The following is a 24,313-nucleotide window of genomic DNA, read 5'->3' on the forward strand; positions in this document are numbered from 1 at the left end:
CGCGATTCCTCCTCATCGCTACGCTCTGCATCGTCATACGCGCGGGTCATCAGCGCGATTCCTCCTCGGCATCGTCGTACGCGCGGGTCATCGACTTAGTTCTTCCTCTCGTTGGGACCGGTCGGGCCGCACGTCGCGACCCTGCGCCTGCTCGGATTCGCCCTCGTCTCGAGGAGACGGCTTGGCCGCCGGAATGGACAGCGTGAATGTCGATCCGGTTCCCGGTTTGCTCCACACGCCGATGGTGCCGTTGTGGTTAGCCGCGACGTGTTTGACGATGGCCAGGCCCAGCCCGCTGCCGCCGGTGGCCCGCGAACGCGCTTTGTCGCCCCGGAAGAAGCGCTCGAAGACCCGCTCCTGGTCTTCGAGGGCGATCCCGATCCCGCGATCCGTGACGGCGATCTCGACGTTCTCGCCGCGGCGGCGACGGCTGATCGACACCGGCGAACCCGGCGGCGAATAGGCGATCGCGTTGGAGACCAGGTTGGCCAGCGCGGTGGTCAACAGCGTTTCGTCGCCGAGCACCCGCAAACCGCTGGGGGCATCGGTGCGGACCGCGATCTTGGTGTTCTCGGCGGCCACCTTGTGGCGCGAAATCGCTTCGCTCACAACCTTATCGACGTCGACGTCGACGACGTTGGGCAGCGGTTCGGCGCCCTGCAGCCGGGACAGCTCGATCAGTTCGGCGACCATGTCCCCCAAACGGTTGGCTTCGACGAGCACCTTCTCGGCGAACCGCCGCACGGTTTCGGAGTCGTCGGCCGAGGCCAGCAGCGCCTCGGCGAGCAGGGCCATCGCACCCACCGGGGTCTTGAGCTCGTGGCTGACGTTGGCGACGAAGTCGCGCCGAGTCGCTTCCATCCGCGCGTAGTCGGACTGGTCGTGGGCGAAGACCACGGCGAACCGGCGGTCCTCCTCGCTGAGCAACCGGGCCTGCCCGTGCACCGATAGCCCGGACCGGGCGCCCGTCCGTTTCGAGGGCTGCAGGTCGAACTCGACGTCGACACCGGTCAGCGCCTGCTGCGCCGCCTCCCAGGCCTGGTCATCGAGCTGACGATCGCGCACCAGGCCGAGCTCCTTGGCCCGGTCGTTGAGGTAGACGACGTCGCGGTGGACGTCCACCACCGCCGCGCCCACCGGCATCAGCGCCACGATGCATTCCAGCATCTGTCCGACGGTGATCCCGGTCCATTCGGTGCTCACCCGCTGCCGGCGCTGCATCGCGCGCGGCGACAGTCGGACCCCGACCGCCACTCCTGCGGCCAGTGCCAGCACGGACAACACCCCGGCGAGCAACAGCGCCGAGAACACAGTCACATAGCAAATCCTACAAATCTTCCTGAACGCTGCCCTAGCAGAACGAGGCCAAAATCGGACAAGTCACACCTTGCGTCACAGGTGTTCCGCTCCCGTTCACGTGATGTTTGGCTAACGGGGCGTTCGCGCGACGGATTGCGCCGGGCGCAAACGTCAGCCGCGTCCCTGGCCGGCGACCGCGGCGGCACCGGCGGCGGCCGCCTCGGGGTCCAGATAGGTGCCGCCGGGCACCACCGGCCGCAGGTTGGCGTCCAGGTCGTAGCGCAGCGGGATGCCGGTCGGGATGTTCAGGCCCACGATGTCGTCGTCGGACATCCGATCGAGGTGCTTGACCAGGGCCCGCAGCGAGTTGCCGTGCGCGACGATCAGCACCGTCTTGCCGCTGCGCAGGTCCGGGACGATGACGTCGGTGAAATACGGCAGGAAGCGGACGACCACGTCGGCGAGGCACTCGGTCAGCGGTCCGCCGCCGATGTCGGCGTAGCGGGGATCGGTGTCCTGGCTGTAGGTGCTGCCCTTCTCGATCGGCGGGGGCGGCGTGTCGTAGCTGCGTCGCCAGGCCATGAACTGGTCGTCGCCGTAGCGCGCCTTGGTCTCGGCCTTGTCCAGGCCCTGCAGCGCCCCGTAATGGCGTTCGTTGAGCCGCCAGGTGCGCCGCACCGGGATCCACAGCCGGTCGGCGGCGTCCAGCGCCAGGTGCGCGGTGGAGATGGCCCGGCGCAGCAGCGAGGTGTAGAGGATGTCTGGCAACAGATTGTGTTCGGCCAGCAGCTCGCCGCTGCGCACCGCCTCGGTGCGGCCCTTGTCGGTCAGCCCGACGTCCATCCAACCGGTGAACAGGTTCAGCGAATTCCATTCGCTTTCACCGTGACGGAGCAGGATCAGCGTGGCGGAGTCACCCATGCCGGTTAGTCTCTCACGCGCTCATTCAGCGGTCGTCGTCGTCCGCATCGTCGTCGTCGCGCCCGATGCTCGACTCCTCCTCATCGCGCTTCGCGCTCTGCATCGTCGTCTTCGTCGATCAGGTGGGCGAACGCCTGCAGATTCTTCAGCGACTCGCCACGCGATACGCGCCACTCCCACTCTTTCTGGATCGACGAGCGAAAACCCAACTCCAGCAACGTATTAAAGTCCGAGTCCACCGCTTCGAGCACCTGGCCGAGCACCCGGTCGATCTCGTCGGCGTCCACCGACGGCAGCGACATGCGGCCCACCAGGTAGATGTCGCCGACGTTGTCCAGCGTGTAGGCCACGCCGTAGAGCCGGCGATTGCGCTTGAGCAGGAACCGGTACACGCCCTCGTGGTTCTCGTCCGGCTTGCGGCACACGAACGCCTCGACCCGCACCGAATGCTCGCCCACGCTCAGGATGGTGTTGGTCTTGAGCTTGCGCTCACCGGGCAGTTCCACCACCAACCCCGACGGACCGCCATGCGCGCCAGCGTGTTTCGAGTAGTTCAGCCCGCTTGCCCGCAGGGCATCCTCGATCACCCGCGACACACCGGTAGAGGAACTCATGCGCCCACCTCGCGGCGCTCGGCGGTGTACTCGCGGATCGCGCGGCGATAGCTGGCCAGCAGCGCATCGGTGGTGTGATCCCAGGAGAAGGTCGCCGCGTGGGCGACGGCCGCGCGGCCCATCTCCCCGGCCGCCGGCGCCGGCCTGCGCAGCAGCCCGTCCAGGGCGGCCGCCCATCGATCGACGTCGTGCCCGGCGACCAGCGTGCCGGTGACCCCGTCGCGCACGGCCACCGGCAGCCCGCCGACCGCGGCCGCCGCCACCGGGGTGCCGCAGGCCTGCGCCTCGAGGGCGACCAGGCCGAAGGACTCCGAATAACTCGGCACCGCAACGACATTGGCGGCCTGGAACAAGGTGGCCAGGTTCGACCGCGACTGCGGGGGCAAAAAAGTCACCCGCGCGGTGATGCCCAGCTCGTCGGCCAGGCGGGCCAATCCGTCCGGGGAAGCCAGGCCACTGCCCGACGGTCCGCCCGCCACGACGATCCGCACCCCCGGCAGTTTCGCCGCGGCACGCAACACGATGTCGGGGGCCTTCAGCGGCTGGATCCGGCCGACGAACGCCACGATGGGTTCGTCGGGTGGCAGGCCCAGCGCGGCCCGGGCGGCCCGACGATCGCCGGGCCGGAACACGTCGAGGTCCACGCCGGGATGGACGACGTCGATCCGCGCCGGGTCGGCGTGGTGAATCGTGATCAGCTGCCTGGCCTCGTCGTCGGTGTTCACGATCAGCCGGTCGGCCTCGTCGACCACCTGCTGCTCCCCCACCGTGCGCAGCGGCGGCTCGGGCGAGTCCCCCTCGGCCAGCGCCGCGTTCTTGACCGCCGCCAGGGTGTGCGCGGTGTGCACCAGCGGCACCGCCCAGCGGTCGCGCGCCAGCCAGCCCACCTGCCCGGACAGCCAATAGTGCGAGTGCACGATGTCGTAGTAACCGGGCTCGTGGGATGCCTCGGCGCGCAATACGCCGGCCGCGAACGCGCACAGCTGGGTGGGCAGATCGTATTTGTCCAGCCCTTCGAACGGCCCCGCCACCACGTTGCGGACCAGCACCCCCGGCGCCACCCGCGCGACCGGCGGGTCGGCGGACGCGGTCGCCCGGGTGAAGATCTCCACCTCGATGCCCCGGCGCGCCAGATGCAACGCGGTCTGCAGCACGTAGACGTTCATGCCGCCCGCGTCGCCGGTGCCGGGCTGGGCCAGCGGGGAGGTGTGGACCGCCAACACTGCGACCCGGCGCGGTTCGTTCAGCCGGAAAACGTCATCGTGGCGCACCCTGTCATCTTTACAGGACGGCTCAGGCGGACGACTCGTCCCGGGTGACCTCGTGCAGCCGGGCGTCGAGCGCGCCCGCCCGCCGCATCGCGCCCAGCGGGTCGGCGTACAACCCGGACAGCGACACGGTCCCCGCGCCGGCCTCCTGCACCCGGTTGCCGAACGCGGTGAGGCGGATGTCGCGCGGCCCCAGCACCGAGCGTGCGGCGAACGCCGCCTCCACCTGCTCCATCGCCTCGGGGTATTCGGTGAACGCCTGGCCACCGACGACCAGTTCGTCGGGGTTGAGCATGTCGCGCAGCAACGCCACCGCCTCGCCGAGCACCCGGCCCCGCTCGGCGAGCAGATCCTTGGCCTGCTGGTTGCCGGCGCGCGCCACCCGCAACAGGTCGGCGATGCCGGTGGCGGGCCCGTTGGCGCGGTTCGCCGGGGCGAACGGCAGGATGCGCTGCTGGCGGGCGACGGCCACCACGGCCTCGTCACTGACGGTCGATTCCAGCTGACCGGTGCCGCCGAGCAGCTCGGACTGGGCCGGCAGGCTCGCGATGGTGCCCGGCCCGCTGGACGGGCAGTGCACCCGCCCGCCGATCACCAGCGCGTAGCCCACGGTCTCGCGGGCGTAGACGTACAGGCTGGTCGGCGAGCTGGGCAGGAACCGGCGCATGCCCAGCAGCAGCTCGGCTCCGGCCATGGCGTCGACGTGCGAGGCCACCGAAACCGGCAGGCCCAGCGCGTCGGCCAGCACCTGGCCGACCGGCGCCTGCCGCCAGCCCAGCCGCGGGTGGTCCACCTGGCCGGTGGCGCCGTCGACGGTGCCACCGATGGCGACCCCGACCCACAGCGGCCGCCGCCGATGCCAGCGCCGCAGGTATCGCCGGGCGCTGTCGGCCAGCGACGCCAGCGCGGGCCCGGCCGGGTTGCGCGGCGTCGGGGTCTCGACGGTGTCGAGGGTGCGGCCGAACAGGTCGGTGGCCACGATGCTGGTGGTGCGCGCACCGATGTGGATGCCCAGCGTCACGAACGGCTCGTGGTTGACCTCGACCGGCACGCGCGGGCGGCCGATCGCGCCCGAGACGGCCAGGTCGGCGCGCTCGCGCAGCAGGCCCGCCTCCAGCAGGGCGATGACCTGACGGTTGACCGTCGCGATGCTCAGCGAGGTGACGCCGGCGATGACGTCACGGCCGACGGGACCGCGCAGCCGGACGGCCCGGAACACGGAGGCCGCCGCGGAGTCGGGGATGTGCAAGGCCGGCGGCACGATCTGCCGGCGCACCGAGCGGTGGCCCTTCTGGCCGGAGTAGCCGACGACGCGGCCGGCCGAAAGATGGGTATGGGTGAGGGTATTGGTGGGCACGAGCGTCCTTTTGTCCGAATTTGCTGGCCATCTTGGCCACACCTGGCATGGGGTCAGGAGCGGCAAAGTGCGCAGCAACAACACGCACCCGCCGCGCACAGACACGCGGCGGTGGTGATGTCGGACAGGGCGCTGTGAAGCACACGGAAAATTTAGCACGTTCACTAAGGTTGTTTCGATGGTTGAAACTGGCAGGAATGAACGCGTCGCGGTGATCACGGGAGCCAGCTCCGGAATCGGCGCGGCGACCGCTCGAACCCTGGCTGCGCAGGGCTTTCACATCGTCGCGGTGGCGCGCCGCGCCGACCGGATCCACGACCTGGCCGAGGAGGTCGGCGGCACCGCGATTGTGGCCGATGTCACAGACGACGCGTCCGTCGACGCGCTGGCGAGCAAACTGAGCCGCGTCGACGTGCTGGTCAACAACGCCGGCGGCGCCCGCGGACTGGAACCCGTCGCCGATGCCGACCTCGACCACTGGCGGTGGATGTGGGAGACCAACGTGATCGGCACGCTGCGGGTCACCCGCGCGTTGCTGCCCAAGCTGATCGAGTCCGGTGACGGGCTGATCGTCACCGTCACTTCCGTTGCGGCACTTGAGGTTTACGACGGCGGCGCCGGCTATACGGCGGCCAAACACGGCCAGGGCGCGCTGCACCGCACGCTGCGGGGCGAACTACTGGGCAAACCGGTGCGGCTGACCGAGATCGCCCCGGGGGCCGTCGAAACGGAATTCTCGCTGGTGCGCTTCGACGGCGACCAACAGCGCGCGGATGCCGTCTACACCGGCATCACCCCGTTGGTGGCGGCCGATGTGGCCGAGGTGATCGGATTCGTCGCCTCGCGCCCGGCCCACGTCGATCTGGACCTGATCGTGATGAAGCCGCGCGACCAGGCGTCGGCCAGTCGCTTTAACCGCCGGGGGTAGCCGGACCGGTGGTGGCGGGCGTCGTCGTGGTCGGGGTGCCCGACAGGGTCGGGGCGTTGGACGGCGTCACGGGCGCGGTGACCGGGATCTGCGTTGACGGCGGGTGCGCGGTGGGCGGCGGCAGGGCCGACATGGCCACCCAGGTGTCCCAGTCCACGGCCCAGTCCCAGATGTCGCCATCGGAGTAGGACAGCTGGATCGAGCTCCCGGTCACTTCGACCGGGTCGCCGTACATCGCCGACTGGTAGTACTGCTCGGCGTCGCTCGTGGACAGGTTGATGCAGCCGTTGGTGACGTTGGTGTTGCCCTGCGCGCCGGCGCTCGCCGGGTTGGCGTGGATGAACTCGCCGTTGTTGGAGATCCGCACCGCCCAGCGTTCGTGGATGTGGTTGTAGCCGGCCGCCGGGTTGGACATGTAGAAGTCGGCGTACTTCTCGCTGACCACGTGGATGCCGTTGCGGGTGACGTTGCGCGCCTTGTCGGCCTCGCCGTAGCTGCACGGGAAGTCCATGACGACGCCCTCGTCGCGGACCACCTGGATGCGGTGCGACGAGACTTCGGCCTTGACCACCTGCCGGCGGCCGATCTGGATGTTCAGCGAGATGTCCTCGGCGCCGTACGCGCTGTCGCCGAAGGGCAGGCCGTACAGCTTGGCCTCGACGCTGACCGTGGTGCCCGCCGGGTAGTACTCGCGGGTGCGCCAGTGCGCGCGGGCGCCCTGCGCCTCGTCGGGCAGCCAGGCCCAGCTGCCCTCGACGGGCGGGTTCGTCGTGACGGTCAGCGCCTTTTCGACGGCGGCCTTGTCGGTGATCGGGGCGTCGAACTGCAGGATGATCGGCGCCGCGACGCCGACGGTCTGGCCGTCGGCCAGCTGGAACGCCCCGCCGATCTTCTTGCTGGGCGAGACCGTGGTGAACTTCCCCGCAACCGGGACCGGCTTGCCGTCGTGCCCGACGGCCGAGCCGCTCCACGTGTAGGTCATGTCGTAGCCCAGGGGTTCGGAGGTCGTGTAGACGGTCCGGTCCTGGTTGAACGTTCCGGCGACGGCCTTGCCCGACGAATTCGACAGCGTGACGTGCTGGAACCACCCGTCGCTCACCTGGACGCTGACCGGGGCGATCGGCACCACGTTCTGGGTGGCGTCGGCGGGCTGGTACTTCAGCTGCAGCGCCGGCTGCTCCTTCTTCTCGGCTTGTTTCGCGGACGTGCCACCGCATGCGGCCAGCGCATTGGGGGCGAGCACGCCGAGCCCGAGGGTCGCCAAAGCAACGCGCCGGTTGAACGGCCGCGGGGCGCGGGACGGGGTCACGAAAATCAAAGATACCGGGGAAAATCCGCCGACCCGCCCGCGACAAATGGGGGTCTGGCCCGCGTCGGCAAATTTTGCGGCTACAGCCTGCACCCCAGCAGGACGGGCTCGGGCATCAGTGTGACACCAAACACGTCCGCGACGCCGTCGCGGACGGCGCGGGCCAGCGCGATCACGTCGTCGGCGCGGGCGCCCCCGCGGTTGGTCAGCGCCAACGCGTGCTTGGTGGACAGCCGGCAGGGCGCTTCGCGTCCGCCCGGTCCCGGCTCCGGATAGCCCTTGGCGAAGCCGGCCCGCTCCACCAGCCAGCCGGCGGCCAGCTTCACGCCGTCGGGCGCCGGGTAGTTCGGGACGGGCCCGTCGACGGTCGCCGCCAGCCGCTCGTAGACCTCGGGGGCGACGACCGGGTTGGTGAAGAACGAGCCCACGCTCCAGGTGTCGTGGTCGGCCGCGTCGAGCACCATGCCCTTGCGCGCCCGCAGGGCCAGCACGGCTTCGCGGACCGCCCGCGGCTCGGCACGCTCCCCGACGCCGACGTTCAGCGCCGCCGCCAACTCCGCGTAGCGCACCGGCGCGCTGCGCCCCGATGCGTCCAGCGCGAACTCCACTTCCAGTACGACGGAAGGGATTTCGAAGCCGCCGGCGCCACCGCGTTTGAACACGCTGGTGCGGTAGCCGAAGCCCAGCTCGCCGCCCGGCACCCAGCGCACCTCGCCGGTGCCGCGGTCGAGCACCTTTACCCGCGTGATGGTGTCGGACACCTCCGCGCCGTAGGCACCCACGTTCTGCACCGGGGTGGCCCCGGCCGAGCCGGGGATGCCGGACAGGCATTCCAGCCCGCCGAGGCCGTGCTCGATGGCGGCGAGCACGACGTCGTCCCACACCGCGCCCGCCTGGGCGCGGATCAGGTTGCCGTCGACCGTGATGCCGTCGTTGGCCAGCTTCACGGCGGTCAGGTCGGCGCACGTGTCGGAGATCACCAGGTTGGAGCCGCCGGCGAACACCAGCACCGGGCCGCCTTGTCCCGCACGCGATTCCGCGTCCAGGTGCCCCAGCGCGGCGACGACCTGGTCGCTGTTGGTGCACGTGACGAGGCGCCGTGCGATCGGCCCGACCCGCAGGGTCGTCAGCGGCGCCAGTGGCACCGAATCGGCCACCGACGCGCCGGCGAACACCGAACCGGCACCGCTGGATTTCATGGCCCGTAACGGTAGCCTGACCTGCTATGCCGCGTTCATTCGACTTGTCGGCCGACTACGACGGCAGTGTTGACGAGGTGCACCGGGCCTTCACCGATGCGAACTACTGGCGGGCCAGGCTGGCCGAATCCGGGGCCGACGTCGCCACGCTGGAGTCGATGCGGGTCGGCGGGCAGTCCGGCGACGACGACACCGTCGAGGTCGTCACCCTGCAGGTGATCCGCAGCGACAAGCTGCCCGGGATGGTCACCCAGCTGCACAGCGGCGACCTGCGCATCCGGCGCGAGGAGACGTGGGGGCCGGTGACCGACGGGGCCGCGGCGGGATCGGTCATGGGCTCGATCGTGGGTGCGCCCGTGAGCCTGGAGGGCACCGCCGTGCTGGAACCGATCGGACGGACCGGGGGCACCCGGCTGACGTTCCGGGCCACCGTCCACGTGCGCGTCCCGATCATCGGCGGCAAGTTGGAGAACATCATCGGCGCGCGCCTGGCCGAGCTGATCGCCGCCGAACAGCGCTTCACCACGGAGTGGATCGCCAAAACGGCCTGAGACCTCACCGGGCCTTCGCTCTAAGCTGGCCTTCATGCGAATCGCCCTGGCGCAGATCCTCAGCGGCACCGATCCCGCAGCAAATTTGCAGCTGGTGCGCCAATACAGCCGCCGGGCCGCCGATGCGGGCGCGAAGCTGGTGGTGTTCCCGGAGGCCACCATGTGCCGGTTCGGCGTCCCGCTCGGCCCGGTCGCCGAGCCGCTCGACGGCCCCTGGGCCGACGGGGTGCGCAGCGTCGCGGCCGAATCGAAGATCACCGTCGTCGCCGGCATGTTCACCCCGGCCGGCGACGGGCGGGTGAAAAACACGCTGCTCGCCGCGGCACCCGATGAGCCGGGCGACCACTACGACAAGATCCACCTCTACGACGCGTTCGGCTTCACCGAATCGCGGACGGTCGCGCCGGGACACGAACCCGTGGTGATCACGGTCGACGGCGTCGGCGTCGGGTTGACCGTTTGCTACGACATCCGTTTCCCGGAGCTCTACACCGAGCTGGCCCGCCGCGGTGCCCAGGTGATCGCCGTGTGCGCGTCCTGGGGAGCGGGCCCGGGCAAACTCGACCAGTGGACGCTGCTGGCCCGCGCCCGCGCGCTCGACTCGATGAGCTACGTCGCCGCCGCCGGTCAGGCGGACCCCGGTGCGGCGCAGGCGGAATCCGGATCGGGCGCACCCACCGGGGTCGGGGGGAGCCTGGTCGTTTCGCCGCTGGGCGAGGTCGTCGCGTCGGCCGGTGCGGAGCCGCAGCTTGTGGTCGCCGACGTCGACGTCGACAGGGTCGCCGAGGCGCGCAAAGCCATCGCAGTCCTCAGCAACCGCTCGGCCTTTGCTCAGGTGGATAGGGCAGAATCGGTACGGTGACGAACCCACAAGGACCCCCGAACCAGGACCCGTCGAAGTGGGCCCGTCCCTCCAACCAGGGACCGTTCGGGCAACCTCCCACGGAACGGCCAACCGAGCGGATCAGCACAGGCGGCCCAGGTCACGTGCCCCCGCCGGCACCGCCACCGCCGCCCGCTCAGGGTCCCCCGCCGGGCCAGACGGAGCGGTTCGGGACGCCCCAGCCCAACATGCAGCAGCGCGGCTACCCGCCGCCGCCCACCCCGCCCGCCGGCCCGACCGAGCGGCTGGCCACTGCGCCCGGCGATGACGCCACGCCGGGGAAGAAGAAGCGCCGCTTCGGTCGTGATCCGGTCTCGGTCCTGCTGATCTTCATCATCGTGTTCGCGCTGATCATCGCCGGGCTCATCGGGGCCGAGCTGTACGTGCGCCACGTCGCGGACACCAAGGTCGCCGAGGCAGTGGCCTGCGAGGTCAAGGACCAGGCCACCGCGTCCTTCGGGGTGACACCCCTGATGCTGTGGCAGCAGGCGACCAAGCATTACACCAACATCTCGGTGCAGACTGCCGGCAACAACATCCGCGACGCCAAGGGCATGAAGCTCTCGCTCAACATCAACGACGTCCGGATCAAGGACACGGCCAACTCGAAGGGCACCATCGGCTCGCTGGACGCGACCATCAGCTGGACGAGTGACGGCATCAAGGAATCGGTGCAGAACGCGATCCCGGTGCTGGGGCCGTTCGTCACCAACACCGTGACCACGCACCCCGCCGACGGCACGATCGAGCTCAAGGGCATGTTGGACAACATCACCGCCAAGCCGGTGGTGGAGGGCACCGGGCTGAAGCTGCAGATCGTCAGCTTCAACGCGCTCGGCTTCACGATGCCCAAGGAATCCGTGCAGTCGACCCTGGACGACTTCACCTCGAACCTGACCAAGAACTACCCGCTGGGCATTCACGCCGACAGCGTGCAGGTCACCGACAAGGGTGTGACCAGCCACTTCTCGACACGCAACGCCAGCATCCCCGCCGGCGACAACAACAACCCCTGCTTCGCCAACCTCTGACGCCCGGGCTCGGGCGGTTTCAGCCGAGCCCGTCGAGCACTCCCCGGGTGCCCGAGAGGCCCAGCCGGGTCGCGCCGGCATCCAGCATCGCGAGCGCGTCCGCGGCGGTGCGGATGCCGCCGCTGGCCTTCACGCCCAGCCGGCCACCGACCGTCTCGGCCATCAGCGCGACGGCCCGCGCGGACGCGCCGCCGGTCGGATGAAACCCGGTCGATGTCTTGACGAAGTCGGCGCCGGCGTCTTCGGCCGCGCGGCACACCCGCGCCAGCGTGCGCTCGTCGGCCAGCGCCAGCAGCGCTGAGGATTCCACGATCACCTTGAGCACCGCGCCGCCGACGGCGTCGCGCACGGCCTGAATATCGGAGCGCACCGCATCGACGTCGCCCGCCAGCGCCGCGCCGACGTCGATGACCATGTCGACCTCGCAGGCGCCGGACGCCACGGCCAGCGCGGCCTCGTGCGCCTTGACCGCCGAAACATGCTTGCCCGACGGGAATCCCGCGACGCTGGCCACCCGCACCCCGGCGCCGGCGTGCACCGCGACGGGAACCATCGAGGGCGAGACGCAGACCGCGTACACGCCGAGTTCGGCCGCTTCGGCGACCAGGGCGGTCACGTCGGCGGCGGTGGCTTCGGGTTTGAGCAGGGTGTGGTCGACGAACGCCGCCAACTCCGCCCGGGTGGGGTGGCCGGTCATCCGAACGATTCTTCCCCACCGCCCGGATTGCAGTCGGAGGCAACCATTTCGGCATCGTCGACGACCGGCCGCCAGGGCTCCAGATTCCAGCTGGTCTTGCCGGGCCGCGCCAGTTCGGCGAACTGCCAGTGGCACAGGAACTGCCCACGCATCCCCGGGGTGTCGGCGTCGGGCGCCAGGGCGAGCACCTCGGACCAGGCCTCGTCGGCCCAGGCCATGCTCGTGGGCGTGCGGGAGGCGGTCCGGCCGGCCGGCGTCGGGAAGACCCGCAGGCTGCTACGGCCCTGCCACTGCGCCCATTCGGTGTGGTCGACCAAGGGTTAGGGCGCGGCGATCGCATGCGGGGGCGGGCAGCACAGCGCGACGAGCGCGGCGGCCGGCGCCGTCAGCAGCAGCCTCATCCCGCTAGCGCGACTTGCCCTGAATTTCCAGGAGTTTGGGCCGCACGTCGACCAGGTACACGCCGGCCGCGCAGGCCGCGATCGCCATGCCCAGCACGCCGAAGACGAAGCCCAGGATGGATGTCAGGGCCACGGCCCCGGCCAGAATCAGCAACCACACGGGCTTGGTCAGCTTGTCGGCGGCGGTGTAGGCGTCGGGTCGCTGCAGCGCGGCGTGCACGAACGCGTAGATCGCCGTGACCAAGACGGCGATCTGCAAAACCAGCATGACGGTACCCACGAGGTGGTTCACGCCTCAAGCGTAGGCGGGCACCCTCCAAAACGTCGACTCCGAGTCACCCGGGGGCGACTCGGAGCCGAACGTCGTGTGAGCGTCGTACTACTTCTGGGTGACCTTCTTGGCCGCCGCCTTCTTGGCGGGAGCCTTCTTGGCCGGAGCCTTCTTGGCGGGCGCCTTCTTCGCGGGCGCCTTGCCGACGGCCTTCTGGGCCTTCTTGGCGGTCGCTTCGGTCTTGCCGGGCAGCTCGATGCCGACCAGCTTGGCGGCGCGCTCGCCGACCGCGCGGGTCTGCGACGCGACGGTGCCCAGCGCCTCCTGGGTCAGCTCGACGGCCTGGTCGACGTAGCCCTCCGCACGCGCGGAGGCGTCCTCGAACGCCGTCTGGCTGCGCAGCCGCTGCAGAGCCGCCTCGCCGCGCTCGACGAGCTCGTTGTACCGGCTGGTCGCCGCCTCGAGGTAGCCCTCGGCGGCCTTGCGCAGCTCGTCGGCGGTGAAGCGGTCGCGCAGCTCGGTGAACTGCTCGGGCAGGTCCTCCTGCAGCTTCGTCAGGCGAGCGCGGCGCTCTTCCACCCGGGTGCGGGTTTCGACGCGGGTCTCTTCGGCGCGCTCGCGCAGGCTGGCGATCAGGTCGTTAACCGTGGCCAGGGCCAGGTCGGCCGCGCCCAGGGCCGCGAGCAAAGGAGCCCGCAAGTCTTCGATGTTCGAGTTTTCCGCCATGGTTTTTCCTTTCATGGTGTGGTTTGGCATTTGGTGTTTTCCGTTGTCAGGTGTCTGGTCGGGAAGTTAGGTGCAAACGTCTCCTTCGCAACTGGGGCCGCCAGAACCCGGGGTAGCTCGCCCAGCACGTGGGCTGGAATCGGTAAATCCCTCTTTGTGGGGTAACCCCGGCGGCCGGTCGTCTATACATCACCGACCCGAGAGCGACTGTTCACTCGGTGTCGGATTGGGTCGAACACTCCTCATCGGTGGATTCGTTTTGCTGGGTGAACGATGCGTAGATGTCGAGCAGGATCTGCTTTTGGCGCTCGGTGATCGCAGTGTCGGTGACGATCGCGTCCCGCACCTGACTCTTGTCGGTGGGCTCGAGAATCCCGGCGCGCACATAGAGAACCTCGGCGGAAACCCGGAGGGCCTTCGCGATCTGGTTCAGGACGTCGGCGGAGGGTTTGCGCAATCCACGCTCCACCTGGCTCAAATACGGATTGCTGACCCCGGACTTCTCGGCGAGTTGCCGCACCGAAACCTGCGCGAGTTCACGCTGGCTGCGGATGAAGCTGCCGATGTCGGAGGCCATATCGGAGGCAGCGTTGGACACCTTGGCGGAGAGCTTCTCCTCGGGCGCCATGCGTGCTCCTGGGTCGGGCGGTTGATCTTGACGCCACCAGGGTACAACAAGTGCTTGCTATTGCAAGCACTTGTTAGCACTACTAGAAAAGCAGCTGCGCGACGGCGTAGATCACCAGGCCGGCCAGCGAGCCGACCACCGTTCCGTTGATCCTGATGAATTGCAGGTCACGGCCCACGTGGAGTTCGATGCGCCGGCTGGCCTCCTCGGCATCCCAGCGTTCGATGGTGTCGGTGATGATCGCTGTGATCTCCACCCCATATTGCGAGACCAGGTGCTGGGCCGCCCGCACGAGCCAGTTGTCGACCTTGTCACGCAGGTCGACGTCGTCGCGCAGCGACTCCCCGATGCGCACGACCGTGTCGGCGATGCGCGTGCGCAGCGTGCTGGACGGGTCGTCCACGCCCTCGAGCACCAGGCGTTTGAGCGTCGTCCACGCGGTCGCGGCGGCGTTGGCGATCTCGTCGCGCGCCATGAGCTGCTCTTTGATGGCGTCGGCCCGCGCGATGGTGTCCGGGTCGTGCTGCAGGTCGTCGGCGAATTCGAACAGGAAGCGGGTCGCCGACCGGCGCAGCTCGTGGTCGGGGTTGCGGCGCACCTTGTCGGTGAAGTCCATCAGCTCGCGGTGGATGCGATCGCCGACCAGATGGTCGACGAACCGCGGCGACCAGGTCGGCGAGTCGCGCTCGACCACCCGCTGGATGACCTCACCGGCGTTCAGCGACCACTGAAAGGCCCGGTCGGCCAGCAACTGGATCAGCGCCTCCTGCCGGTTCTCGGCCAGCAGCGTCGCCAGGACCCGGCCGACGGGCGGCCCCCATTGCGGTTCGGCGATGCGGCGCACGATCATCCGGTCGATCACCTGCTGGACGTCCTCGTCGCGCAGCAGCTCGACCAGCACCCGCAGCACCGTGGCCGTCTCGCTCGCCACCCGCTCGGCGTGCGCGGCCTCCGACAGCCATTTCCCGAGCCGGCCGGACACCTCGGCGTCGCGCAGCTTGGTTTCCACCACCGCCGGGGACAGGAAGTTCTCCCGCACGAACGCGCCCAGGCCCTCGCCCAGCTGGTCTTTCTTGCGCTTGATGATCGCGGTGTGCGGGATCGGTATGCCCAGCGGGTGCCTGAACAGCGCGGTCACGGCGAACCAGTCCGCCAGGGCGCCCACCATCCCGGCCTCCGCGGCGGCACCGACATACCCCACCCAGACGCCCGCGCCCGCATGCGCCTGGGCCCACCGGCAGGCGAGGAACACGCCGGTGGCACCGATCAAAAAGCTCAGCGCGACCATCTTCATCCGGCGCAGCGCCACCCGACGCTGCGCGTCGGCCTCACGATCGGCTCCCGCGAAGGACTCGGCAAACGAGGTGCGTCCCCGGGCCGCGGCCGTCAACGGCGTCGCCGAACTGGGCCTCGCCGTCGGCGGGCCGGATGCGTCGCCTCGCACCGAGGCTCTGTGTGCCACCACTTCATCATCTATGTTCCCGGCGATTGGTGTGACGACACTGGTTGCCGAGCCCCTCAAACGCCGCTACATGCCCGGCCAGGACCACAAACCGACCTGTCCACGCCGTAGTATCGAGGGCGTCTAGGGAATGGGAACTCGGCGACAGTGACAGAACAAATCACGGTTGTGCGCGTCAAAATGGATGGGCGCAAGCGGCGCTGGCATCAGCACAAGGTGGAGCGTCGTAACGAACTCGTTGACGGCACGATCGACGCGATTCGCCGCCTCGGCGGCGCCCTGAGCATGGATGAGATCGCCGCCGAGATCGGCGTCTCGAAGACGGTGCTCTACCGCTATTTCGTCGACAAGAACGACCTCACCACCGCCGTGATGATGCGGTTCACCCAGACCACGCTGATCCCGAATATGGCTGCGGCGCTGACGTCTAACCTCGACGGCTTCGACCTGACCCGCGAGGTCATCCGGGTATACGTCGAAACGGTCGCGAACGAACCCGAGCCCTATCGCTTCGTGATGGCCAACAGTTCCGCCAGCAAGAGCAAGGTCATCGCCGACTCCGAGCGGATCATCGCCCGCATGCTCGCGGTGCTGATGCGCCGGCGCATGCAACAGGCGGGCATGGACACCGGGGGCGCGGAGCCGTGGGCGTACCTGATCGTCGGCGGCGTGCAGCTGGCCACCCACTCCTGGATGTCCTATCCGCGGATGACTCGCGACGAGTTGATCGACTACCTGACGATGCTGAGCTGGAACGCGCTGAAGGGGATCGTCGAGGTCGGCGGGTCGCTGGAGAAATTCCGCGAGGAGCCGCACCCGTCGCCGATCGTCCCGCCCCGGGACGACGACGACGCGGCCGCCGGCTGAGACGGCCCGGGCGGCGCTTTTGGAATCCTGTCGGTCTCATGTGAGGCTGGGACGCAGCCCCTGGGTAGGACGACTTCGCCTGCCTCAGGGATTAGCATGCAGGAAGCGTCGGGGGACATAGCGGGGTTCTTGTCGGCTGTGCGCCCCTGCCCCTCCGCAAAAAGAAAGGCTCGTGTCGACATGTCTGTGCAGCTCACGCCGCATTTCGGAAACGTGCAAGCCCATTACGACTTGTCTGACGATTTCTTCCGGCTGTTCCTGGACCCCACCCAGACCTACAGCTGCGCCTACTTCGAGCGCGACGACATGACCCTGGAACAGGCGCAGCTCGCCAAGATCGATTTGGCGCTGGGGAAGCTCAAGCTCGAGCCGGGAATGACGCTGCTGGACATCGGTTGCGGCTGGGGCGCCACCATGCGGCGAGCCATCGAGCGCTACGACGTCAACGTCGTGGGCCTGACGCTGTCGGAGAATCAGGCCGAGCACGTGCAGAAATCCTTCGACCAGATGGACACCACCCGCACCCGCCGTGTGCTGCTGGAGGGCTGGGAGAAGTTCCACGAGCCGGTGGACCGCATCGTCTCGATCGGCGCGTTCGAGCACTTCGGCCGCCAGCGCTACGGGCGCTTCTTCAAGATGGCCTACAACGCGCTTCCGCCCGGCGGAATCATGTTGCTGCACACCATCGTTCGGCCGTCGTTCAAGGACGCCCGGGCCAAGGGCCTGAGCCTGACCCACGAGATCGTCGAGTTCTCGAAATTCATCCTGGCCGAGATTTTCCCGGGTGGCTGGCTTCCGACGCCCCAGACCGTCGGCGAGTACGGGGTCACGGTGGGCTTCGAGCTCACCCGCGTCCAGTCGCTGCGGCTGCACTACGCGAGGACGCTGGACCTGTGGGCCGAGGCGCTCGAGGCCAACCGCGAGGAGGCCCTCGCCATCCAGTCCCAAGAGGTCTACGACCGGTACATGAAGTACCTGACCGGCTGCGCCGAGCTGTTCCGGGATGGGTACACCGACGTCAACCAGTTCACGATGGAGAAGAAGTAACCCGCTCCACGAAAACAATCAGCCCCGAACGGATCACCGTTCGGGGCTGACTCGACTGGGCTATTTGACCAACGTGAATTGCCCCACGTTGCTGATGCCCTTGCGGAAGAAATTCTCGCACCCGGTCAGATAGTGCATGTACTTGTCGTAGACCTCTTGGGATTGGACGGCGATCGCCTTTTCCTTGTTGGCTTCCAGATTCGCCGCCCAGATGTTGAGGGTCCGCGCGTAATGCTCCTGCAGCAACTGCACCCGCTCGACCGAGAACCCGGCGGCCTCGCCGAACTTGAAAATGTCCTCCTGCGCCGGCAGTTGGCCGCCCGGGAAAATCTCCTGGCCGATGAATCGCGCGAACCGGATATCGCTCATCGTCAATGTGACGCCGAGCGCGGGATATTCCTGCCATTGATACATCAGAATGGTGTGCAAAAGCATCCGGCCGTCGTCGGGAAGGATGTCATAGGCGAGGTCGAAAAATGCGGGATAGCGCTCCATCTTGAAGGCCTCGAAGGCGCCGATCGTCACGATCCGGTCGACCTTGTCCTCGAACTCTTCCCAGCCCTGCAGGCGCACTTCGATGTTACGGTCCGTCGGCAATCCGGCCAGCATCTTCTTGCTGTACTCGAATTGGTTGCGGCTCAGCGTGATTCCGATGACGTTGACGTCGTAGCGCTCGACGGCCCGTTTGAGCGCGCCGCCCCAGCCGCAGCCGATGTCCAGCAGGGTCATCCCAGGCTCGAGGTTCAGCTTTCCCAGCGCCAGGTCGAATTTCGCAATCTGGGCCTCTTCGAGGGTCATGTCGTCGCGCTCGAAATAGGCGCACGTGTAGGCCATCGTCGGGTCGAGAAACAATGCGAAGAATTCGTCCGAGACGTCGTAGATGGACTGCGACTCCTCGTAATACGGCTCAAGCCTCGTCATCCGCGGTACATACCTTTCGTCGTATTAAACGCACGCATACTAGCCGACGGCATAGCGGCCAGCGTGTCACGCGCCCCGCGGTATGTCACCCGCGAGTGGTCAGTACTTGTAGAAGCCCTGGCCGGTCTTCTTGCCGAGCCGGCCGGCCTCCACCATGCGCAGCAGCAGCGGCGGCGGCCCGTACTGCGGCTCCTTGAACTCCTCGAACATCTTGTCCGCGATCAACTTCAAGGTGTCCAGGCCGACCAGGTCGGACAGGCGCAGCGGGCCCATCGGGTGCGACAACCCGGCCACCACAGCCTTGTCCACATCCTCGACGGTGGCAAATCCGGCCTCCACCATGCGGATCGCCGACAGCAGGTAGGGCACCAGCAACGCGTTCACCACGAAGCCGGACCGGTCCGAGCAGCGCACCACCTGCTTGCCCAGGACCGCGCTGGCGAACTCCTCGGTACGCGCGGCGGCGGCCTCGTCGGTGACCAGCGTGCTGACCAACTCGACCAGCGGCAACACCGGAACCGGGTTGAAGAAGTGCAGACCCAGCACGCGTTGCGGGTTCTTGGTGGCCGCGGCGATCTTCATGATCGGGATGCTGGAGGTGTTGGACGCCAGCACCGCGTCGGGATCGGTGATCACGCGGTCGAGTTCGGCGAAGACCTGCGCCTTGACGGCGTCGTCCTCGATGATCGCCTCGATGACCAGTTGGCGGTCGGCGAGGTCGTTCAGGTCCGTGGTGAAGGTGAGCTTGCTCAGCGCGCGGTCACGTTCGCGCTCGGTGACCTTGCCCGCGCTGACGCCGCGCTCCAGCGACTTGACGATGCGGTTGCGTCCCGCCGTGATGAGGGCCTCGGTGGTCTCGAACACCGTCACGTCGACGTCGGCACGGACCGAGACCTCGGCGATGCCGGATCCCATCTGGCCGGCCCCGACTACGCCTACTCGCTGAATCGCTGCGTCACTCACTTCAATTCTCTCCGGTTCTCTGCGGTGACCGTATCGTCTTGCACCGCAATAGGCCCCGCCCAGGGTTGGCCTGGGCGGGGCCTACGCTACTTCATCTCATTTTCGGTGCGACGAGCGTGTACTCAGGGCGAAAGTTCGGCCGAATTCTCGCCACCGATGCACGCTCGGCGCGCTTGCGGCATGCGCCGCCCGGGCTCAGCTCAGCTCAGTGAAACTGGCCCTCTTCGGTGGAGCCGGTCAGCGCGGTGGTCGACGAGCTCGGGTCGACCGTGGTGGCGATGCGGTCGAAGTAACCGGCACCCACCTCACGCTGGTGCTTGGTCGCGGTGTAGCCACGCTCCTCGGCGGCGAACTCGCGCTCCTGCAGCTCGACGTAGGCGCTCATCTGGTTGCGGGCGTAGCCGTAGGCCAGGTCGAACATCGAGTAGTTCAGGGCGTGGAAGCCGGCCAGCGTGATGAACTGGAACTTGAATCCCATTGCGCCAAGCTCCTTTTGGAACTTCGCGATGGTGGAGTCGTCCAGGTGCTTCTTCCAGTTGAACGACGGCGAGCAGTTGTAGGCCAGCATCTGGTCGGGGAACTCGGACTTGACGCCCTCGGCGAACTTCGCGGCGAGCTCGAGGTCCGGAGTGCCGGTCTCCATCCAGATCAGGTCGGAGTACGGCGCGTACGCCTTGGCCCGGGCGATGCAGGGCTCCAGGCCGTTGCGGACCCGGTAGAAGCCCTCCTTGGTGCGCTCACCGGTGATGAACGGCTGGTCGCGCTCGTCGACGTCCGAGGTGATCAGGGTGGCCGCCTCGGCGTCGGTCCGGGCGATGACGACGGTCGGCACGTCGCACACGTCGGCCGCCAGCCGGGCCGAGGTCAGGGTGCGGATGTGCTGCTGGGTCGGGATCAGCACCTTGCCGCCCAGGTGACCACACTTCTTCTCCGAAGCCAGCTGGTCCTCCCAGTGCGAGCCCGCCACACCGGCCGCGATCATGGCCTTCTGCAGCTCGTAGACGTTGAGCGCGCCACCGAAACCGGCCTCACCGTCGGCGACGATGGGGGCCAGCCAGTTCTTCACCGAGGTGTCGCCCTCGACCTTGGCGATCTCGTCGGCGCGCAGCAGCGCGTTGTTGATCCGGCGGACCACCTGGGGCACCGAGTTGGCCGGGTAGAGGCTCTGGTCGGGGTAGGTGTGCCCGGACAGGTTCGCGTCCCCGGCCACCTGCCACCCGGACAGGTAGATGGCCTTCAGGCCGGCGCGCACCTGCTGGACGGCCATGTTGCCGGTCAGCGCGCCGAGCGCGTTGATGTACTCGAGGTCGTGGAGCTGCTCCCACAGCACCTCGGCGCCGCGGCGGGCCAGGGTGGCCTCCTCGACGACGGTGCCCTGCAGGGCGACGACGTCCTTGGCGCTGTAGGTGCGGGTGACGTCCTTCCACCGCGGGTTGGTGTCCCAGTCCTTCTGAATCTGTTCGGCGCTCTTGGGGGTGCCAACGGCAGACATGGGCATGCTCCTTCACGATCTTCACTACTGGGTTGCTGAACGCCTCACCGGCGGTAGCTAGCGGCTCAACTTCACTGGTGTGCTAACTCGAAGATGGCACAGCTCAGGGGGGCCGGTCCACCCGTTTCAATTGCCAATTTCAGCAACGGGAACGGGCAAATTTGCGAATCTTGTTAAGTTGCTAACTTGCTTGACCGTTTCAGAAGCTACCCGTCAGTAACCCCAAAGCCGCAGGTCAGAGGGCAATTTAACCGGGACGCTTGTCCTGTTACCTAGCAAAGATCGACGCGACGGCTTTCGTCTCGTCGCCGACGGCGTATGTGAGCGTTGTAACAGTGCGATCGGCCAGGTCGGGACCGAATTGCTCGGTCGATCCGGCGGGGTGGATGTGCGAGATGATCTCCAGCTTGTCCCCCAGCGCCACCGGCGCCTCGTGCTCGATCGTGATGCGCAACGGCGCCTGCATCAGCTCGGTGTGCGAGGCCAGGTAGTCCTCGACCACGCTCCAGTACACCGAGTTGTTCATGTGGTCGAACAGGTCGATGTCGGTGACCCGGACGGGAAACTCGTGGATCTCGACCGCGTCGTCCCGGCTGCCCGGCTTCAGATAGGACTTCCATCGCAGCCGGTCGACCGACGTGGTCTTGTGCAGGCCCGCCAGGAAGTCGTCGGCGATGCGCGAGGGCATCTGGGTCTCCCGGTTGATGTTGATCCAGAAGGCCTCGGACTCGATGAGCCCGCCCTTGCGCTTGCCGTCGATGCGGACCCGCATCTCGCACCAGCGATTGGAGGTGCCCGAGCACCATCTGCGCATCCGCAGCATGTCGCTGAACTCGACCGGTCGGATCAGGTCGATCATGGTGCGCCGGACGATCCACAGCGGATGCGTCTCCTCGAAACCCATCTCGCGCAGCTGGTCCTGGCCGATGTCCTGGATGTGCCGGCACGCGGCGTCCAGTCGCAGCCGGCCCGTGCGGTCGATATCCCCGACCCGCAACGGCCACTGGCGGTCGAAAACGTCCGGGTGACCGTCGGGCACCGGCATCAGTTGTTTATCCAGGCTCACGGTGCGCTCCCCGTTTCCTCCTCGCGGTCACCCCAGGTTAAGGCCCAAGGCCCCGGTCGAATAATGCCAACGAGGGCCATCGAACACCAATCGCGACGCGCGAGACCCGGTGCCAACTCTGCGAACCAAAGCTTCGCAAGGCCGGTAACCTCGGTGAGGTGTCCAAGACGTTCGTCGGCTCGCGGGTCCGCCAGCTGCGCAACGAGCGCGGGTTTTCCCAGGCCGCGCTGGCTCAGATGCTCGAGATCTCCCCGAGCTACCTCAACCAGATCGAGCACGACGTTCGCCCCCTGACGGTGGCCGTGCTGTTGCGCATCACCGAGGTGTTCGGGGTGGACGCCACGTTCTTCTCCTCGCAGGACGACACCCGGCTGGTCGCCGAGCTGCGCGAGGTCACCCTGGACCGCGACCTCGACATCGACGTCGACCCGACCGAGGTCGCCGAGATGGTCAGCGCTCATCCCGCGTTGGCGCGGGCGGTGGTCAACCTGCACCGCCGTTACCGGATCACCACCGCGCAGCTGGCGGCCGCCACCGAGGAGCGGTTCTCCGACGGCAGCGGCAGCGGATCGATCACCATGCCGCACGAGGAGGTGCGCGACTACTTCTACCAACGGCAGAACTACCTGCACGAGCTGGACACCGCCGCCGAGGAGCTCACCATCAAGATGCGGTTGCACCACGGCGATCTGGCCCGGGAGTTGACGCGCCGGCTCACCGAGGTGCATGGGGTGCACATCAACCGCCGCATCGATCTCGGCGACACCGTGCTGCACCGCTACGACCCCGCCACCAAGACGCTGGAGATCAGCAATCACCTCTCGCTGGGGCAGCAGGTGTTCAAGATGGCCGCCGAACTGGCCTACCTCGAGTTCGGGGACCTGATCGATGACCTGGTCGCGCAGGGCAAGTTCACCAGCGACGAGTCGCACACGCTGGCCCGGCTCGGTCTGGCCAACTACTTCGCCGCGGCCGCCGTGCTCCCCTACCGCCAATTCCACGACGTCGCAGAGAATTTCCGCTACGACGTCGAACGGTTGTCCTCGTTCTACTCGATCAGCTACGAGACCATCGCGCACCGGCTCTCGACGATGCAGCGCCCGTCGATGCGCGGGGTGCCGTTCTCCTTCGTCCGGGTCGACCGTGCCGGCAACATGTCAAAACGCCAGTCCGCCACCGGTTTTCATTTCTCCTCCAGCGGCGGCACCTGCCCGCTGTGGAACGTCTACGAAACCTTCGCCAACCCGGGCAAGATCCTGGTCCAGATCGCGCAGATGCCCGACGGCCGCAACTACATGTGGGTGGCCCGCACCGTGGAACGACGCGCGGCCCGGTATGGTCAGCCCGGTAAGACCTTCGCGATCGGTCTGGGCTGCGAGCTTCGCCACGCGCACCGGCTCGTCTACTCGGAAGGACTCGACTTGTCGGGGGAAATCTCCACACCGATCGGCGCGGGATGCCGGGTCTGTGAGCGCGACAACTGTCCGCAGCGCGCCTTCCCGGCGCTCGGGCGCGCGCTCGATCTCGACGAGCATCGCAGCACCGTGTCCCCGTACCTGGTGACGCAACCGTGAGTCCCGGCGGCCGCATCCCGCCGGGGCGATTCCGCCAACTGGGACCGATCAATTGGGTGATCGCGAAGCTGGGTGCGCGCACCGTGCGCGCACCGGAGATGCACCTGTTCACCACCCTGGGCCAGCGCCAGTTGCTGTTTTGGACGTGGCTGGCCTACGGGGGCCGGCTGCTGCGCGGCAAGCTCCCGACCATCGACACCGAGCTGGTGATCCTGCGGGTCGGACACCTACGGGCGTGCGAATACGAACTGCAGCACCATCGCCGGATGGCGCGCAAGGCCGGGCTGGACGCCGACGCGCAGGCCGCGATCTTCGCGTGGCCGCAGCAACTGGACCCGGTCGAGGGGCGCCTGACCGTGCGTCAGCAGGCGCTGCTGGCGGCGACCGACGAGTTCGTCAACGACCGCGCCGTCACCGACGCCACCTGGCGCGAGCTGGCGACTCACCTGGACCGGCGGCAGCTGATCGAATTCTGCTTGCTGGCAAGCCAATACGACGGGCTGGCCGCGACGATGGCCACGCTCGAGATTCCGCTGGACAACCCGCGGCAGCTATAGGTAGACGTCGGCCAAAATGGCCAGCGTCAGGACCACGGGAAGTACCGGCAGGCCGAAGGCGAACGCCGCCCAGCCCCGCTTCCCGCGTCGACGCTGCCAGGCACCCCAGATGCCGGCGCCGATTCCCAGCACCACCGAGGCCAGCAAGACCAGCGGACCCCACTGGCCCGCCGTCGCGTTGTCCCCCGTCGAAATGCCCAGCAGCCACACGACATAACCGGTCGCCAGGCCGGCGACGGCGCCCGCGATCGTCTGGGGCGTGACGGTGCGAATCATGCGCG

The 24,313-nt window shown here is 68.0% G+C and carries 23 protein-coding genes and 3 pseudogenes; 8 read left to right on the plus strand and 18 right to left on the minus strand.

From position 1 onward, the window contains the following. Positions 1 to 87 precede the first annotated feature (87 nt). The 5 genes and pseudogenes from K883_RS05830 to K883_RS05850 form a co-directional block, all read right to left on the minus strand. Positions 88 to 1,317, minus strand: coding sequence for a sensor histidine kinase (locus K883_RS05830; protein WP_008261206.1), 1,230 nt, complete (start codon positions 1,315 to 1,317; stop codon positions 88 to 90). Positions 1,318 to 1,470: 153 nt separating this feature from the next. After that, complete coding sequence (locus K883_RS05835; protein WP_036453999.1) at positions 1,471 to 2,220, minus strand: phosphoglyceromutase; 750 nt, start codon at positions 2,218 to 2,220, stop codon at positions 1,471 to 1,473. 25 nt (positions 2,221 to 2,245) lie between these two features. After that, positions 2,246 to 2,834, minus strand: a pseudogene (locus tag K883_RS05840) (YbjN domain-containing protein). Continuing rightward, positions 2,831 to 4,105, minus strand: coding sequence for a D-inositol-3-phosphate glycosyltransferase (mshA, locus tag K883_RS05845; RefSeq protein WP_036454003.1), 1,275 nt, complete (start codon positions 4,103 to 4,105; stop codon positions 2,831 to 2,833). Before mshA ends, K883_RS05840 begins: the two are co-directional and overlap by 4 nt. Before the next feature lie 22 nt (positions 4,106 to 4,127). Next, positions 4,128 to 5,378, minus strand: coding sequence for an ROK family transcriptional regulator (locus tag K883_RS05850; protein WP_196771132.1), 1,251 nt, complete (start codon positions 5,376 to 5,378; stop codon positions 4,128 to 4,130). A gap of 259 nt (positions 5,379 to 5,637) precedes the next feature. Between K883_RS05850 and K883_RS05855 the strand changes: the two genes are divergently transcribed. Beyond that, on the plus strand, positions 5,638 to 6,387 hold the full coding sequence (locus K883_RS05855; protein ID WP_036454005.1) for an SDR family oxidoreductase: 750 nt from the start codon (positions 5,638 to 5,640) through the stop codon (positions 6,385 to 6,387). Here K883_RS05855 and K883_RS05860 read toward each other — a convergent pair. Together K883_RS05860 and K883_RS05865 are read right to left on the minus strand one after the other, a co-directional pair. Further along, positions 6,371 to 7,744 carry a L,D-transpeptidase gene (locus K883_RS05860; RefSeq protein ID WP_179945084.1) on the minus strand — a complete coding sequence of 458 codons (1,374 nt, stop codon included), beginning with the start codon at positions 7,742 to 7,744 and terminating at the stop codon, positions 6,371 to 6,373. The genes K883_RS05855 and K883_RS05860 overlap by 17 nt on opposite strands. A 32-nt stretch (positions 7,745 to 7,776) precedes the next feature. Next, positions 7,777 to 8,895, minus strand: coding sequence for a UDP-N-acetylmuramate dehydrogenase (locus tag K883_RS05865; RefSeq protein WP_036454006.1), 1,119 nt, complete (start codon positions 8,893 to 8,895; stop codon positions 7,777 to 7,779). Positions 8,896 to 8,921: 26 nt separating this feature from the next. Between K883_RS05865 and K883_RS05870 the strand changes: the two genes are divergently transcribed. Genes K883_RS05870 through K883_RS05880 form a run of 3 tightly spaced genes read left to right on the plus strand, consistent with a single transcriptional unit; the run spans position 8,922 to position 11,360 of the window. Further along, positions 8,922 to 9,446, plus strand: coding sequence for a DUF2505 domain-containing protein (locus K883_RS05870; protein WP_036454007.1), 525 nt, complete (start codon positions 8,922 to 8,924; stop codon positions 9,444 to 9,446). Between the two features lie 34 nt (positions 9,447 to 9,480). Then, positions 9,481 to 10,308: a carbon-nitrogen hydrolase family protein gene (locus K883_RS05875; RefSeq protein ID WP_036454009.1), complete on the plus strand. Its 828-nt coding sequence runs from the start codon at positions 9,481 to 9,483 to the stop codon at positions 10,306 to 10,308. Further along, positions 10,305 to 11,360 (plus strand): LmeA family phospholipid-binding protein, encoded by a 1,056-nt coding sequence (locus K883_RS05880; protein ID WP_026071176.1) that lies wholly within the window; start codon positions 10,305 to 10,307, stop codon positions 11,358 to 11,360. Before K883_RS05875 ends, K883_RS05880 begins: the two co-directional genes overlap by 4 nt. 19 nt (positions 11,361 to 11,379) lie before the next feature. Here the strand turns inward: K883_RS05880 and deoC are convergent, their stop codons facing one another. From deoC to K883_RS05910, 6 genes and pseudogenes are all read right to left on the minus strand, one after another. Then, positions 11,380 to 12,057: a deoxyribose-phosphate aldolase gene (gene deoC / locus K883_RS05885; protein WP_009953535.1), complete on the minus strand. Its 678-nt coding sequence runs from the start codon at positions 12,055 to 12,057 to the stop codon at positions 11,380 to 11,382. Next, positions 12,054 to 12,458, minus strand: a pseudogene (locus K883_RS05890) (DUF2599 domain-containing protein). The gene deoC and the pseudogene K883_RS05890 overlap by 4 nt, the downstream one beginning before the upstream one ends. A 4-nt stretch (positions 12,459 to 12,462) precedes the next feature. Next, positions 12,463 to 12,750: a DUF2516 family protein gene (locus K883_RS05895; protein WP_008261234.1), complete on the minus strand. Its 288-nt coding sequence runs from the start codon at positions 12,748 to 12,750 to the stop codon at positions 12,463 to 12,465. 87 nt (positions 12,751 to 12,837) lie between these two features. Then, positions 12,838 to 13,455, minus strand: coding sequence for a heparin-binding hemagglutinin HbhA (gene hbhA, locus K883_RS05900; RefSeq protein ID WP_008261246.1), 618 nt, complete (start codon positions 13,453 to 13,455; stop codon positions 12,838 to 12,840). Positions 13,456 to 13,644: 189 nt separating this feature from the next. Then, positions 13,645 to 14,083: pseudogene (locus K883_RS05905) on the minus strand (helix-turn-helix domain-containing protein). Positions 14,084 to 14,165: 82 nt separating this feature from the next. After that, positions 14,166 to 15,548, minus strand: a complete 1,383-nt coding sequence (locus K883_RS05910) for a DUF445 domain-containing protein (RefSeq protein ID WP_086427098.1) — start codon at positions 15,546 to 15,548, stop codon at positions 14,166 to 14,168. Between the two features lie 177 nt (positions 15,549 to 15,725). On the opposite strand from K883_RS05910, the gene K883_RS05915 reads away from it, so the two are divergent. Next, complete coding sequence (locus K883_RS05915; RefSeq protein WP_026071174.1) at positions 15,726 to 16,412, plus strand: TetR/AcrR family transcriptional regulator; 687 nt, start codon at positions 15,726 to 15,728, stop codon at positions 16,410 to 16,412. 180 nt (positions 16,413 to 16,592) lie between these two features. Beyond that, the gene (gene pcaA, locus K883_RS05920; protein WP_008261257.1) at positions 16,593 to 17,459 is read left to right on the plus strand and encodes a cyclopropane mycolic acid synthase PcaA; all 867 of its coding nucleotides are present in this window, start codon (positions 16,593 to 16,595) and stop codon (positions 17,457 to 17,459) included. 60 nt (positions 17,460 to 17,519) lie between these two features. Here pcaA and K883_RS05925 read toward each other — a convergent pair whose 3' ends face one another. From K883_RS05925 to K883_RS05940, 4 genes are all read right to left on the minus strand, one after another. Further along, entirely contained in the window at positions 17,520 to 18,380 is an 861-nt protein-coding gene (locus tag K883_RS05925) for a cyclopropane mycolic acid synthase family methyltransferase (RefSeq protein ID WP_009953526.1), read from the minus strand. 99 nt (positions 18,381 to 18,479) lie between these two features. After that, positions 18,480 to 19,343: a 3-hydroxybutyryl-CoA dehydrogenase gene (locus tag K883_RS05930; RefSeq protein ID WP_036454013.1), complete on the minus strand. Its 864-nt coding sequence runs from the start codon at positions 19,341 to 19,343 to the stop codon at positions 18,480 to 18,482. Positions 19,344 to 19,548: 205 nt separating this feature from the next. Next, the gene (aceA, locus tag K883_RS05935) at positions 19,549 to 20,835 is read right to left on the minus strand and encodes an isocitrate lyase (RefSeq protein WP_036454015.1); all 1,287 of its coding nucleotides are present in this window, start codon (positions 20,833 to 20,835) and stop codon (positions 19,549 to 19,551) included. Positions 20,836 to 21,103: 268 nt separating this feature from the next. After that, the gene (locus K883_RS05940; RefSeq protein ID WP_008261265.1) at positions 21,104 to 21,901 is read right to left on the minus strand and encodes an acyl-[acyl-carrier-protein] thioesterase; all 798 of its coding nucleotides are present in this window, start codon (positions 21,899 to 21,901) and stop codon (positions 21,104 to 21,106) included. Positions 21,902 to 22,059: 158 nt separating this feature from the next. On the opposite strand from K883_RS05940, the gene ramB reads away from it, so the two are divergent. Beyond that, positions 22,060 to 23,475 (plus strand): acetate metabolism transcriptional regulator RamB, encoded by a 1,416-nt coding sequence (gene ramB / locus K883_RS05945; protein WP_036454017.1) that lies wholly within the window; start codon positions 22,060 to 22,062, stop codon positions 23,473 to 23,475. Further along, a complete protein-coding gene (locus K883_RS05950; protein WP_036454018.1) occupies positions 23,472 to 24,032 on the plus strand; it encodes a carboxymuconolactone decarboxylase family protein in 561 nt (186 codons plus the stop codon). Before ramB ends, K883_RS05950 begins: the two co-directional genes overlap by 4 nt. Here the strand turns inward: K883_RS05950 and K883_RS05955 are convergent. Next, complete coding sequence (locus tag K883_RS05955) at positions 24,027 to 24,308, minus strand: hypothetical protein (RefSeq protein ID WP_036454020.1); 282 nt, start codon at positions 24,306 to 24,308, stop codon at positions 24,027 to 24,029. The two genes, K883_RS05950 and K883_RS05955, sit on opposite strands and share 6 nt — an antisense overlap. Positions 24,309 to 24,313: the final 5 nt, after the last annotated feature.

Source organism: Mycobacterium sp. TKK-01-0059 (genome assembly GCF_000709305.1).
Classification (GTDB): domain Bacteria; phylum Actinomycetota; class Actinomycetes; order Mycobacteriales; family Mycobacteriaceae; genus Mycobacterium; species Mycobacterium intracellulare.

Bases quoted from the DNA above. Each gene is read 5' to 3' on its own strand.
- K883_RS05855 (WP_036454005.1), top strand. From the start codon at position 5,638: ATGGTTGAAACTGGCAGGAATGAACGCGTCGCGGTGATCACGGGAGCC.
- deoC (WP_009953535.1), bottom strand. From the start codon at position 12,057: ATGACCGGCCACCCCACCCGGGCGGAGTTGGCGGCGTTCGTCGACCAC.
- K883_RS05915 (WP_026071174.1), top strand. From the start codon at position 15,726: ATGGATGGGCGCAAGCGGCGCTGGCATCAGCACAAGGTGGAGCGTCGT.
- K883_RS05955 (WP_036454020.1), bottom strand. From the start codon at position 24,308: ATGATTCGCACCGTCACGCCCCAGACGATCGCGGGCGCCGTCGCCGGC.
- K883_RS05875 (WP_036454009.1), top strand. From the start codon at position 9,481: ATGCGAATCGCCCTGGCGCAGATCCTCAGCGGCACCGATCCCGCAGCA.
- K883_RS05925 (WP_009953526.1), bottom strand. From the start codon at position 18,380: ATGACGAGGCTTGAGCCGTATTACGAGGAGTCGCAGTCCATCTACGAC.
- pcaA (WP_008261257.1), top strand. From the start codon at position 16,593: ATGTCTGTGCAGCTCACGCCGCATTTCGGAAACGTGCAAGCCCATTAC.
- hbhA (WP_008261246.1), bottom strand. From the start codon at position 13,455: ATGGCGGAAAACTCGAACATCGAAGACTTGCGGGCTCCTTTGCTCGCG.
- K883_RS05865 (WP_036454006.1), bottom strand. From the start codon at position 8,895: ATGAAATCCAGCGGTGCCGGTTCGGTGTTCGCCGGCGCGTCGGTGGCC.
- K883_RS05835 (WP_036453999.1), bottom strand. From the start codon at position 2,220: ATGGGTGACTCCGCCACGCTGATCCTGCTCCGTCACGGTGAAAGCGAA.
- K883_RS05870 (WP_036454007.1), top strand. From the start codon at position 8,922: ATGCCGCGTTCATTCGACTTGTCGGCCGACTACGACGGCAGTGTTGAC.
- aceA (WP_036454015.1), bottom strand. From the start codon at position 20,835: ATGTCTGCCGTTGGCACCCCCAAGAGCGCCGAACAGATTCAGAAGGAC.